The organism is Arthrobacter sp. P4_F10, from assembly GCF_056401435.1.
The window spans coordinates 23,069-35,751 of sequence record NZ_JBFUJJ010000005.1 but is presented as its reverse complement, the minus strand read 5'-3'; the positions used below and the strand labels follow the sequence as shown (position 1 = coordinate 35,751).

Annotated in this window: 11 protein-coding genes; 7 read left to right on the top strand and 4 right to left on the bottom strand. The window is 69.1% G+C overall.

What is annotated here, in order from left to right; all coding sequences use genetic code 11:
* Positions 1 to 103 precede the first annotated feature (103 nt).
* Positions 104 to 1,627 (bottom strand): SulP family inorganic anion transporter, encoded by a 1,524-nt coding sequence (locus tag AC1DR1_RS07410; RefSeq protein ID WP_476966037.1) that lies wholly within the window; start codon positions 1,625 to 1,627, stop codon positions 104 to 106.
* 248 nt (positions 1,628 to 1,875) lie between these two features.
* Here AC1DR1_RS07410 and AC1DR1_RS07405 point away from each other — a divergent pair, with 248 nt between their 5' ends.
* On the top strand, positions 1,876 to 2,943 hold the full coding sequence (locus tag AC1DR1_RS07405) for a bile acid:sodium symporter family protein (RefSeq protein ID WP_364746852.1): 1,068 nt from the start codon (positions 1,876 to 1,878) through the stop codon (positions 2,941 to 2,943).
* Between the two features lie 7 nt (positions 2,944 to 2,950).
* On the opposite strand, the gene AC1DR1_RS07400 is transcribed toward AC1DR1_RS07405, so the two are convergent.
* The 3 genes from AC1DR1_RS07400 to AC1DR1_RS07390 all read right to left on the bottom strand — a co-directional run bounded on the left by AC1DR1_RS07400 (position 2,951) and on the right by AC1DR1_RS07390 (position 6,159).
* On the bottom strand, positions 2,951 to 3,526 hold the full coding sequence (locus AC1DR1_RS07400; RefSeq protein WP_229995831.1) for a LacI family DNA-binding transcriptional regulator: 576 nt from the start codon (positions 3,524 to 3,526) through the stop codon (positions 2,951 to 2,953).
* A gap of 90 nt (positions 3,527 to 3,616) precedes the next feature.
* Positions 3,617 to 4,183, bottom strand: a complete 567-nt coding sequence (locus AC1DR1_RS07395) for a GNAT family N-acetyltransferase (RefSeq protein ID WP_364746850.1) — start codon at positions 4,181 to 4,183, stop codon at positions 3,617 to 3,619.
* Positions 4,180 to 6,159 carry an FAD/NAD(P)-binding protein gene (locus AC1DR1_RS07390; RefSeq protein ID WP_229996145.1) on the bottom strand — a complete coding sequence of 660 codons (1,980 nt, stop codon included), beginning with the start codon at positions 6,157 to 6,159 and terminating at the stop codon, positions 4,180 to 4,182. Before AC1DR1_RS07390 ends, AC1DR1_RS07395 begins: the two co-directional genes overlap by 4 nt.
* Positions 6,160 to 6,402: 243 nt before the next feature.
* Between AC1DR1_RS07390 and AC1DR1_RS07385 the strand changes: the two genes are divergently transcribed.
* Genes AC1DR1_RS07385 through AC1DR1_RS07360 form a run of 6 tightly spaced genes read left to right on the top strand, consistent with a single transcriptional unit; the run spans position 6,403 to position 12,678 of the window.
* Positions 6,403 to 7,458 (top strand): amino acid ABC transporter permease, encoded by a 1,056-nt coding sequence (locus AC1DR1_RS07385; protein WP_229996146.1) that lies wholly within the window; start codon positions 6,403 to 6,405, stop codon positions 7,456 to 7,458.
* Positions 7,455 to 8,306, top strand: a complete 852-nt coding sequence (locus AC1DR1_RS07380; RefSeq protein ID WP_229996147.1) for an amino acid ABC transporter ATP-binding protein — start codon at positions 7,455 to 7,457, stop codon at positions 8,304 to 8,306. The genes AC1DR1_RS07385 and AC1DR1_RS07380 overlap by 4 nt, the downstream gene beginning before the upstream one ends.
* Positions 8,307 to 8,317: 11 nt before the next feature.
* Positions 8,318 to 9,382, top strand: a complete 1,065-nt coding sequence (locus tag AC1DR1_RS07375) for an ABC transporter substrate-binding protein (RefSeq protein ID WP_476992411.1) — start codon at positions 8,318 to 8,320, stop codon at positions 9,380 to 9,382.
* Positions 9,379 to 10,557, top strand: a complete 1,179-nt coding sequence (locus tag AC1DR1_RS07370; RefSeq protein ID WP_476992410.1) for an LLM class flavin-dependent oxidoreductase — start codon at positions 9,379 to 9,381, stop codon at positions 10,555 to 10,557. Before AC1DR1_RS07375 ends, AC1DR1_RS07370 begins: the two co-directional genes overlap by 4 nt.
* Complete coding sequence (locus AC1DR1_RS07365) at positions 10,541 to 11,476, top strand: DUF1684 domain-containing protein (protein WP_476992409.1); 936 nt, start codon at positions 10,541 to 10,543, stop codon at positions 11,474 to 11,476. Before AC1DR1_RS07370 ends, AC1DR1_RS07365 begins: the two co-directional genes overlap by 17 nt.
* The gene (locus tag AC1DR1_RS07360) at positions 11,473 to 12,678 is read left to right on the top strand and encodes an LLM class flavin-dependent oxidoreductase (protein ID WP_476992408.1); all 1,206 of its coding nucleotides are present in this window, start codon (positions 11,473 to 11,475) and stop codon (positions 12,676 to 12,678) included. The genes AC1DR1_RS07365 and AC1DR1_RS07360 overlap by 4 nt, the downstream gene beginning before the upstream one ends.
* The last annotated feature ends 5 nt before the right edge of the window (positions 12,679 to 12,683 follow it).

Below are 12,683 nucleotides of genomic sequence, written 5' to 3'. Positions count from 1 at the left end.
ACCCCGGCCGGGCGGCGCCGTGGTTCCACCGTAGGCCGCACCTGGGCAAACAAAAAGACCCAAACGTGTGACCTAATACCGGTCCGGACGGGCGCCCTGCCGGCTAGTTTCCGGCGCCGAGCTTGCCGGCCAGGCGTTCGCGCATCAGGGCGCTGGCCTCATTCAGGCCCACGACGTCGACGCTCTTGCCGTGCCGCCGGTACTTCTCAGTGATGGCATCCAAAGCTGCGATCGTGGAGGCGTCCCACAGGTGGGAGTCGCGCATATCAATGACCACGTGCTCCGGGTCCAACGCGTACTCGAACTGGGTGTAGAGGTCATTCGAGGAGGCGAAGAACAGTTCGCCGTCCACACGATACGTGGCGCGGCTGCCGCCGTCGTCCTCCGTCACCGAGCGCTCCACTGTGACGAAGTGGGCCACCCGCCCGGCGAACAGAACCATCGCAACAATGACGCCGACGCCGACGCCGATCGCCAGGTTGTGCGTGGCCACGGTCACCACCACGGTGGACGCCATGACCGCGGTTTCGCTCTTGGGCAGCGCCTTGAGCGTGGCGGGCCGGATGCTGTGCCAGTTGAACGTGGCGACGGAGACGAAGATCATGACGGCCACCAGCGCGGCCATCGGGATCAGGGACACGATATCTCCGAGGGCCACCACGAGGATGAGCAGGAAAACGCCGGCCAGGAGGGTGGAGATCCGGGTGCGGGCGCCGGAGGCTTTGACGTTGATCATGGTCTGGCCGATCATGGCGCAGCCGCCCATGCCGCCGAAGAAGCCGGTGACGATGTTCGCGACACCCTGCCCCCATGCCTCGCGGGTCTTGGGTGAACGCGTGTCCGTGATGTCATCGACGAGCTTCGCGGTCATGAGGGATTCGAGCAGCCCGACGAAGGCCATGGCCAGCGCGAACGGGAAGATGACCTGAAGCGTTTCGGGCGTGAACGGCACGCCTGGAAGGGACAGGGCGGGCAGCGAGTCCGGCAGTGCGCCCTTGTCCCCCACCGTAGGAACGCCGACGGCGGCCGTCACCGTGATGAATGTCAGGGCCAGAATGGCCACGAGGGGTGCGGGGACGGCTTTGGTGAGCCTGGGCAGGCCGAAGACGATCAGCAGGCCCAGGGCGGTGAGCGGGTAGACCAGCCATGGCACGCCGATCAGCTCGGGCACCTGCGACATGAAGATCAGGATGGCCAGGGCGTTCACAAAGCCCACCATGACCGGGCGCGGGATGAAGCGCATCAGTTTGGCCACGCCGGAGAGGCCCAGGACGATTTGGAACACGCCGGCCAGAATCACCGCCGCCACAAGGTAGTCCAGGCCGTGGGACTTCACGAGTGGGGCGGTCACCAGGGCGACGGCGCCGGTGGCAGCCGAGATCATCGCCGGACGGCCGCCGACGAAGGCGATCGTCACCGCCATCGTGAAGGACGCGAAGAGCCCGATCCTCGGGTCCACGCCGGCGATGATCGAGAAGGCGATCGCCTCAGGGATCAGGGCCAGCGCCACGACGAGTCCGCCCAGGACCTCGGTCTTGAGCCTGCGCGGGGACGTCAACGCACCTCGGACCGATTGCAGTTGCTCGGGCGTGAAGGCCGGGGCCTCCGCGTCGATACTGGTGGCCATCGCTGGCTCCGTTCGTGGCTAAGAAGGCGCAACGGCCTCCAGATTTCAAAGAATGTGCAGAATTCAGGGAATGTGGGGCGCTGCGTCGCGCCGGAGGGGCGGGGAGTTCGCCGATTTGGGCTCACCCACCCACTGAAACCCTACCCGTTGGGTTCTCCCGGCAGACGGATGCCCAAAAATCTGACATATTAGTCCGACAGGTGGTCACGAAGTGGCCAGTGCCCGGACGCCGGTGGCACCATTCTTGGATGCTTGAGGCAACTAAAATCCCCGATACCGTCCAGGACGCGAGCATCGCCGCAGGCGTCCCGGCCAATCCCGCCCTCGCCGCCGAGGCAAAGATCGCCCGCATCGCAGTAACGGTCTTCCCGATCCTCGTCGTGGTGGCCGGGCTCGCCGGTTTCCTGCTCCCCGGGGCGTTCAAACCCCTCGCACCCAGCGTGCCCTTCCTGCTGGGCATCATCATGTTCTGCATGGGCCTGACGCTGACCCCGCCGGATTTCGCCTCGGTGGCCAAGCGCCCCTGGGCGGTGGCCCTGGGAATCGTGGCGCACTACGTCATCATGCCGGGGGCCGGCTGGCTGATCGCCGTCGCCCTCCACCTCGAGCCGGAGCTTGCGGTGGGCCTGATCCTGGTGGGCTGCGCGCCGTCGGGCACGGCCTCCAACGTGATGGCGTTCCTCGCCAAGGGCGACGTGGCCCTGTCCGTGGCCGTCGCTTCCGTGTCCACCCTGATCGCCCCGATCGTGACGCCGCTGCTGGTGCTGTTCCTGGCCGGCTCGTACCTGAGCATCGACGCCGGCGGCATGGTCCAGGACATCGTCAAGACCGTCCTCCTGCCTGTCATTGCCGGCCTGCTGGCCCGCCTCTTCCTCCGCAAACTGGTGGCCAGGGTCCTCCCGGCGCTGCCGTGGGCCTCCGCCGTCGTAATTTCCCTGATCGTGGCGATCGTGGTGGCCGGCAGCGCGAGCAAGATCGTCGCCGCGGGTGGCATCGTGTTCCTCGCTGTGGTGCTGCACAACGGTTTCGGACTGGGCCTGGGCTACCTGGCCGGCAAGCTGGGACGCCTGGATGACAAGGCGCGCAGGGCCCTCGCCTTTGAGGTCGGTATGCAGAATTCCGGCCTGGCCGCCACCCTCGCCACGGCGCACTTCGGCGCGCTGGCAGCGCTGCCGTCTGCCGTCTTCTCCCTGTGGCACAACGTCTCCGGCGCGATCGTGGCCGCATGGCTGGCCCGGCGCCCCATCCGGGAAACCGCAACGCAGGAAACCGCAACGCAGGACACAGCACCGGAGGCCTCCGCGCTGAAAGCCTAGGCGCGACCTAGCCCCGGAGCCGGGCGAGCAGCAAAGCGACGGCGCGCTCGGCCAGGACCGCGGGCGTGTCCGTTCCGGCCGGGACCACATCGTATCCGCCCTGGACAGCGAGGCTGCCGGCCCCGGCGTCGTCCGTAATGAGCACCTGGGCCATGCCGCGGCCGGCGAGTTCCGCCATTGTCCCGGAGTCATCGCCAGTCGCCGGCGCGCAGGTGTGGATCACGCCGTCAGCGCCGCCGGAGAGCATGAACTGCCGCCAGCCCCCGCCCAGCAGGATGACCGCCTGGTAGCCGCGCTCCGGCAGGATCCCGGCCAGCAGCGTGGCGATAGCCCTGTCCCGCGGCTGTTCGAGGTCCGCGACGGCCACAACCACGAGCTCCGTGCGGCCCCGGCGCATTCCCCGGGCGGCACGGTTGGCCACGTAGCCAAGTTCGCGGACCGCGGAGTGCACCCGGTCCTGGGTGGCCTGGCTGATCCGGGTGGTGCCGCCGGAGCGGCCGGAGAGCACGTAGGAGACGGTGGTCAGGGAGACCCCGGCCGTCTCCGCGACGTCGCGGATGGTGGGCTTGGATCCATGCCGCACGAATTGCTCCCGGTACTTCGGCGCCGCGAATGCGCGGCGGTTGAGGCGATACTGGCACGGCGCGGAAGTCGCGCCGGCCTGTTCTGCACTCTATCGCCGGGATGGCCCCCGGCGTGACCCTACGGGCAGGTCCTTGGTGAATGCCAGCGGTCCGATGGTTTCCGGGTCCGCGGAGAGATCAAACTGTGCCTCGTAGCCGGTGTTCAGGTAAAGGTGTTTCGCCTCCGGCTGGCGGGGGCCGGTGGTCAGGTAGACCTTCCGGTAGCCGCGGCGGGCGGCCAGCGCCTCCAGTTCGGCGAGGACAAACCGGGCCAGTCCGCGGCGGCGATGTGCCGAATGCGTCCAGATCCGCTTGAACTCGGCGGTCTGCGGGCTATGCCGGCGGAAGGCACCGCCCGCCACGGACTCGCCGTTCTCGCGCACAATCAACAGGGCCCCGCCCGGGGCGGCGAATTCCTCGGCCGGGTAGCGGTTGAGTTCCTCCGCGGCGGCTCCCCTGCCGAAGAGGTTGCCGTAGCGGGTGTCATATTCGAGCGCGAGCTCATCCAGGAGCGGCCGGACCCTGGGATCGCTCATGGGGAGATTGAGGACCGTCAGCGCGGCGTTGTCCACGGGCGGGGTTTCCACGGGCGGGGTGTGTAGTGGTGACGGGGTCATGACTGGTCCTTTCCGCCGCCGGCGGCGGCCTGAGGCACCGCCTGGCCGCTGTTGGTCTGGCCGGTGTTGGTCTCGGCCAGGAGGTTCAGGATGCGCCGGGCCAGGGCGTCGTTTTCGCGGAACGGCGCGGCGTTGGTGCCGGGCCGGGCGAAGGCGCCGGCGCCCCAGCCCGAGGTACCGGGCCCGACGCCGAACAGCCGCTCGCGCCGCTCCCCGACCGGACTGATCAGCTCGTTGTGGGCGGACACCAGGAGCCGCCCCGTCGCGTGCGTCCCGTCCGCGGTGAGGAGCTGCTGTTCGGTGCCGAGCCCGGAGCTGTGCAGCTGGCGCAGCAGCGGGTTCGCGGAGCGGGCCACCGACGGCGCCGGGAGCCGGGCCTCGATCAGCGCCGCCGCTGACACGGTGATCCCGGCCTGGGCCGAGCGGGCGACGAACCGGCCCGAGTACTCCGCGGCCTCGATCTCCAGCCCCGGGCCAATGAACTGCAGCAGCCCGGACCGGTGGATGGCCAGCATCTCCCGCAGCCTGCGCGGCGGCGGCCCGGAATCGACGAAGCTAAAGAAGCCGTGCCACCAGCCCTGGACATCGCGCTGTGAGCGCGCGTTGAGCCGCTCGGACGGCACCAGCCGGCCCAGGTCCATATAGGACTTGAGCAGCGAGATGAACAGGGCCAGGGTCTCCGAATGGTCCGGCCCGGTGCGCAGCTCAAGGTCGCGGCCGATGTACGCCGCCACCGCGGCCTGGGCGTCCGCGTGGCCGGCGAAAACCCGGCCCGCGAAGGGATGGTCCAGCCGTTCGAGGTCCAGGTGGAGCTCTGCGTCTGGGACGGACTCAGTGACCAGCCGCTGGCGCTCCTGGCTGTACCACTGGGCGGCGGAGAACCGCTCGGCGAATTCCTGCCAGCCAATCCGGACCCGGCCCGGGTAGCCGGTGAACAGCTCGCGGTAGTACGCGTAGCCTGCATCCTTGGCAATCAGGGGCCAAAGCTGGGCGCGGAAGTCCAGCTCGCCGGGCCCGTCCAGCAGCGCCGCGACGGCGTCTGCGGTAAAGAACGCCGGTTCCCCCGCGGCGTCACCGCGCAGGGTGGACGTGATCTTGGAGTGGTAGGGCACGCCGCGGCGGGAGCCGGCCCACAGCCGCGGCTCAGCACCGGAGGGCCGGTAGCGCAGGCCGCCGTCGGGCAGCTCCTCGAACCTGCCGCCGCGGCCCTCCATGAGCAGCACCAGCAGGTCCACGAAGGCCAGGCCCATGCCGGAGACAATCACGTCCTGGCCGGCGGCGAGCGGTGAGTAGTCGACGTCGGTCGTGTAGCTCGGCGCCGCGTGGAATGCGCCGTGCCGGGCGGCAAAACCGGCCCACGCGGCAGACTCCGGTTCGGGCAGCGAATCGGTGTGCCCCAGGGAGGCGATCACGACGTCGGCGCGCAGCATCGCGCCGCCGGCCAGCCGGACGCGGTAGCTTTCGGCGCCGGGTTCCGGTTCGCCCTCTTCGAGTTCGACGGCGGACGCGGTGTCCCGGTGCACCGTGACGGTGACGTCCGGTCCGAGCGCGGCGACGGAGCGGCGGAAGAACCATTCCAGGTAGACACTCTGCAGCTGCCGGGTGGGAAAAGTGGAGCCGGTGAGGGCAGCCAGCTGGCGCCGGAGTTCCTGCGGCAGCTCCGGAACATCCACGATGGAGCCGTCCAGGACCCCGGCGGCCCAGTCCGCCAGGCCGGGGCCTTCGATGGCCGGTCCCTCGCATTGGACGGTGGCATCGGTGAACATCGTGACATCCGCCGCGGCGGAGTTGAGCATCAGCCCGGGATGCTGTTCGTAGCGCCAGATCCTGCCCGCACCCGGAGTGTGCGGCTCCACGACGTGGACCTGGAGCGTACCGGCGAACAGTTCCGGCCGGTTTGCGGCGAGGCGTTCCAGCAACCCGGCCGTGCGCGGGCCGCCGCCGATGAGGACCACGGATGGGGCATTCACTTGCATGACGGTCTCCTGGCTCTGGTGCGGAGCCCTCATGCTAGGCACCCGAAACGGGGCCGGTCGAGGCACCGGTCACAGCCGTTCACCCCCCGTAATGCGGCGTAAATCGAGGCAAGAAAACGTCGTGTGACGCCGTGCGAACCTGCGTGAACGTATGCAACTTGCCGCCTTGCCGCGCGTTTTCGCACGCCCCTAGATTGGCAGCCAACCGTACCCCCACAGCAACTGGAAGAAGCGAGGTGGCGCATGAGTTCAACAGCAACCCCGGTGGCACAGTCCGCCCCAGAGCCGGCGTCCGCCAGCATCGAATCCGCACCCGACACTGCACCGGCCGGAGCTGCCGGCTCCGGTTCAGCGGGCCGCAAGGCCGCCACCGACTATGCCGACTACCGGCTGGTCCCGGCCCGCCACCCGTGGCGCTGGGTGGGCACCGCCGTCGTCGCCCTGGGCGTGGCCGGCATTGCCTGGTCCCTGGCCACCAACCCGCGCTGGGAATGGGGCGTGGTGGCGCAATGGTTCACCGCCCAGTCAATTGTGAATGGCCTGCTGGAGACGCTCAAGCTGACGGCCATCTCCGGGGCGCTCGGGTTCATCCTGGGGTTCATCCTGGCACTGATGCGGCTCTCCGCGTCCCCGCTGCTGGTCTCGGTCTCCTGGACCTTCTCCTGGATCTTCCGCTCCACGCCGCTGCTGGTGCAGATGCTGCTCTGGTACAACCTGGGCTACCTCTACGAGAAAATCAGCTTAGGGCTCCCGTTCACGGACGTGCGCTTCTTCGAGGCGCAGACCACCACCCTGATCAGCCAGTTCGCCGCGGCCGTCCTCGGCCTGACCCTGAATCAGGCCGCCTACTCCGCCGAGATCATCCGCGGCGGCATCCTCTCCGTGGACCAGGGCCAGCTCGAGGCCGCAACCGCCCTGGGCATCCCGGCATGGCGGCGCTCCACCCGGATCGTCCTGCCCCAGGCCATGCGGGCCATCCTGCCCACCGCCTTCAACGAGGTGATCGGCCTGGTCAAAGGCACCTCGATTGTCTACGTCCTGGCCTATTCCGAGCTGTTCTACACCGTCCAGGTCATCTACAACCGGACCCAGCAGGTCCTGCCGCTGCTGCTCGTGGCCACCCTCTGGTACGTCGTGATCACCTCGGTGCTGAGCGTCTTCCAGTACTACATCGAGCGGCACTACTCCAAGGGCGCCGTCCGCACGCTGCCCCTGACCCCGCTGCAAAAGGCCCGCAAATTCCTCGCCACGCATGCGCCCGCTACCGGGGAAACCACCCAGGAAAGAGGCACCCGATGAGCGCTCTTGCCACTAACACCCCCGCGGCGCCTGCCGCCACGGACGCCGAAACCACCCGCGGCCTTGTCGAGATCACCAAGGTCCGCAAGTCCTTCGGGGCCACGGAGGTTCTCAAGGGCATCACGCTGACTGTCGAGCCAGGCGGCGTCGCCGTGATTGTCGGCCCATCCGGGTCCGGCAAATCCACCCTCCTGCGCACCATCAACCACCTGGAAAAGGTCGACGCCGGGTTCATCGCGATCGACGGCACGCTGGTGGGCTACGAGGTCCGGGGCCGCCGGCTCCACGAACTGCGCGAAAAGGAAATCCTGAAGCAACGCACCGAGATCGGCATGGTGTTCCAGAACTTCAACCTCTTCCCGCACCTGACCGCGCTGGAAAACGTCACCGAGGCGCCCGTCGTCGCGCCGCGGGCAGGAAGACCCCGCTCTTCGCAGGCCGAGGCCCGCGCACGCGGGCTGGAGCTGCTGGACCGGGTGGGCCTGAAGGACCGCGCCGGCGCCTACCCGCGCCAGCTCTCCGGCGGCCAGCAGCAGCGCGTCGCGATTGCCCGGGCCCTGGCCCTGGACCCCAAAATCCTGCTCTTCGACGAACCCACCTCGGCCCTGGACCCGGAACTGGTCAACGAGGTCCTGGACGTCATCCGCGAGCTCGCCAAGTCCGGCACGACGCTGATCATCGTCACGCATGAGATGGGATTCGCCCGCGACGTCGCCGACACGGTCGTGTTCATGGACCAGGGCCAGATCGTCGAGCAAGGCACACCCCAGGAGATTTTCACCAACCCGCGCGAAGAACGCACCCGGAGCTTTTTCTCCAAAGTGATCGAACCCGCCTTCAACATCTAAGGAACACCCCCATGGCAAGCAGCCCCACCCTCCGCACCGCCCTTCCCAATACTGGTCCCCGGCGGAAGCCTGCGGCGTTCCCCGCCGTCGTCCTCATCGGCACCCTGTCCGGCACGCTGGCGCTGAGTGCTTGCGCAGATCCCGGCGCCTCAGCGGCTGCCGGCGGGCAACCGGCCACGACGGCGGCGCGCAACGGCGTCGTCTACAACACCTCGCCGGACCAGCAGCGCATCAGGACCGAGAAGGACGCTGCCCTGGCCGCGAAAGTCCCCGCGCTGATCGGCAAGGACGGCAAGCTGACCGTGGCCACGACGGCGGGCGCGATTCCGCTGTCCTTCCATGCCACCGACGACAAGACCCCGATCGGCGTCGAGGTGGACCTGGCCCAGCTGGCCGCCGACAAGCTGGGCCTGGACCTGGATGTCCAGGTGACCTCCTGGGAGAACTGGCCCCTGAAGACCCAGTCCGGCGACTTCGAGGCCGTGTTCTCCAATGTGGGCATCAACGCCGCCCGCGTGAAGCTCTTCGACTTCTCCACCTACCGCGCCGCGTACATGGGCTTCGAGGCGAAGAAGAGCTCCAGCTACAACATCAAGGGCTCCGCCGACATCTCCGGCCTGAAGATCTCGGTAGGCTCGGGCACCAACCAGGAGAAGATCCTGCTCGCCTGGAACAAGGAACTGGAGGCCAAGGGCAAGGCACCGGCGGTGCTGCAGTACTACTCCTCCGACGCCGACACCATCCTGGCGCTGTCCTCCGGCCGCACCGACCTGAACCTCGCGCCCTACCCGTCCGTCACGTACCGGGAAAACACCCGCGACGACCTCAAAGTGGTGGGCAAGGTCAACGCCGGATGGCCCTCCGAGACCCTGGTCGCGGCCACCACGCTCAAGGGCAACGGCCTGGCCCCGGCCATCACGGACGCACTGAACTCCGCGATCAAGGACGGCTCCTACGCCAAGGTCCTGGACCGCTGGGGACTCTCCGAAGAAGCCCTGCCCGAGTCCACGACCGTCACCGAGGCCAACTTCGGTACCGCCCCTGCAGGGAAAACAGAGGCAGGGAAAACACCGTGAAGTTCCAGGTCCTCGACATCATCCCGCACCTGAAGAACCCCGTCACCGGGGCGATCGTCTCCACCGCGGACCGGCTCAACCAGGTGGTGGAAACCGCGCGCCGGGCGGAGGAACTCGGCTACGACAGCTTCTCGGTCGGGGAACGCCACGCGGGCGAGTTCATCTCCTCCTCCCCCACCACCGTGCTCGCCGCCATCGCCGCAGTGACCACCAGGATCCGGCTGCAGAGCGGCGTGACGGTACTGTCCGTGCTGGACCCGGTGCGGGTCGCGGAGGACTACGCCACGATTGACCAGCTGAGCCGCGGCCGGCTGGAACTGGTGATCGGCAAGGGCAACGAAGTGCTGCAGTACCCGCTGTTCGGCCTGGACCTGGCGGATCAATGGGAGCTCCTCGCGGAGAAATACGCCCTGCTCCGCCGGCTCTGGACCGAAGAGAACCTCACCTGGTCCGGGACGTTCCGCGCCGCGCTGACAGAGCCCGTCACCACCATGCCCCGGCCCTTCTCCGGCGCGCCGCGCGTCTGGCACGGTTCCGCCACCAGCCTGGCCTCGGCGGCCCTCGCGGCGCGGTGGGGCGATCCGCTGTTCACGGCCAACGCGATCCAGCCGCGGGAAAACTACAAGATGCTCATCGACCACTACCGCGAAGAATATGCACGCCACGGCCACGATCCCCGGCACCAGTACCTTGGCTCCGGATCGGGCGCCGGCGGGGTGTTTATCGCGGACACCACGCAGGAGGCCAAGCGGCACTTCGGCCCGGTCTACGAGGCCCTCACCACCGGCAGGAATGTTCCCGGCAACAACTCCCCCTACCGGGACATCGACCACGCCGTCGCCGAAGGCCCGGCCCTGGTGGGCAGCGCGGAGCACGTGATCGACAAGATCCTCAGTTACCACGCGCTCTACGGCCACGACCTGCAGCCCATCTCGCTGCCCACCACGCTGCCCTTCGACCAGCAGCTGGAAATCCTGGAGCGGTTCGCCCTCGAGGTCATTCCGGCCGTCCGCGCCGCCGCGCCCACCACCCTCTGGGCCGACGGCGACCCCTATGCCGGCCGCCCGCAGGCCAGCCTCGCCGGCAACACCGGCGGCGCCACCGAACCCGACGCCGCCGCCCGCGTCACAGCCGACCACACCAACCACAGGAGCTCCCATGTCTACACCCACTGACACCGACGGCCGCTCCGACCCGGAATTCCAGGCCGCCGGCAGCCAGGACCGCCGGACCAGTCCGGACCACAGTCCGGGCCGCAGTCCCGACCCGGCATTCCAGGCCGCATGGGCGGACTGGCATGCCGCGCACGAACGCCACCGCGCCGACCCCCACGGCTTCCTCGCCGTCACCCACCTGCACTGGCTCGCCTCTTCGCCCGCCCGCCTGGACGGCGCGCCGGGCACGTGGAGCGTAGAGGACGACATTGTTCGCCTGGAATTGCGGGCAGGCGAACGCGTCCTGCGCGACGGGCAGGAACTGAACGCCGACGGGATCGGAGCCACGGTGTTCCTGGGCCCGATTCCCGAGCGCGAAGACCTGAATCTGCGCGTGGAAGATGCCGGCGCCGGTCATACCGTGATCGAGCTCGCCAAACGCGGGGGCCGCTATGTGGTGCGGCCGCGGCATCCCCTGAACCCGCTGCTCACCGGCTACCGCGGGACACCCGCCTACGCCCCCACCCCCGAATATGCCATTTCAGGAATATTCATCCCGTTCGCCGAACCGCGGCCCACCACCGTGGGCGCGGCGGTCGAAGCAATCCACCATGTCTACGAGGCCCCGGGGGAAATCCGATTCCGGCTCCGCGGTAAGGACCTGAGCCTCACCGCCTTCAACGGCCACACGCCGGGCACGCTGACGGTGCTCTTCACGGACGCGACGTCGGGCAAGAGCACTTACGCGGCCAACCGTTCGCTCACCGTGCCGGCTCCGGGCGCCGACGGCGCAGTCTGGCTCGACTTCAACCGGGCGGTGAACCTGCCGTGCGCCTACACGGATCTCGCCACTTGCCCTCTGCCGCCGGCCGAGAACCGCCTGCCGGTGGCCATCGAAGCCGGCGAACAGATCCCCTACGAACGATTGGAGGCATCATGAGCACACCTCCCGCCCACGACGGGCCCCTGGGACACGGCCTGCTGCTGCTGGAGCTCGACGGCGCCGGCAGCCACCCGGCCGCGCGGCGGGTTTCCCGCACAGCATCCGCGTCCTTGCTGGCCCCGGAACACCTCCGCGGCGCTGTGCTCGCCGCCGAGTCTGCCGGGTTCCATGCGGTGACGTTTTCCGATCCGGGCCTGCCGGACCCCGATCACCCCCACCCCGACCACCCGCACCCCGATCCTTTGGGCCCGGACGCCGCGGCCCGGCTCAACGCCTTGCAGCGCGCGGCGTTCGCCGGTCCCGTGACGCGCTCCCTCGCCTTGATCCCGGAAGTGGACACCGTCTACACCGAGCCATTCCACATCTCGACCCAGCTGGCCAGCCTGGACTATGTCTCCGGCGGACGGGCCGGCTGGCTGGTGGCCGCCTCACCAAGCGCAGCCGATGCCGCCGCCGTCGGACGGGACACCGCGCGCGGGGAGCGGCTTTCCCGGGAGGCCGCCGATTCGATCGAGGTCAGCCGCAGGCTCTGGGACTCCTGGGAGGACGACGCCGTAATCCGTGACGTCCCCACCGGTCGCTACCTCGACGTCGACAAGCTGCACTACATCGACGCCGAGACCGGAAGCTATTCCGTCAAGGGTCCGTCGATCATTCCGCGGCCACCCCAGGGCCAGCTCCCTGTGCTCGCCCCGGCCGGGCTCCTCCCCCCGGAGGCCGTCGCGGCCGGGGCGGCCGACGCGCTCCTGGTCTCGGCCCCGACCCCCGAGCTCCTGGCCGCCGAGCTCGGGGCGACGCGGGCAGGACTCGCCGCCGGCGGGACCGGGCCCGCGCTGATCGCCGAGCTCGACGTCGTGCTGGACTCCCGCGGCCAGGCCGCCGCGGAGCGGCTGGACCGGCTGAACGGCCACGCAGCGTGGCAGAGCCGGCGGGCGCGTTTCGTCGGGACGGCGGCTGAGCTGACCGAACTGCTCGCCGAAGTACTGGCCTGGGCCGACGGCGTCCGCCTGCACCCCGCGGTGCTGGAGACGGATCTGGAGGAACTGTCGCGGCTGGTGCTGCCGGAGCTGCGCCGCCGCGGACTCCTGGCGCCCACCACGCCGGACGCCACCTTCCGCGAGCAGCTGGGACTGGCGCGGCCAGCAAGCCGGTATGCCGCCGTGACAGCCGGAACAACTGCCCCCGGCAGGGAAAACTAAGGAGT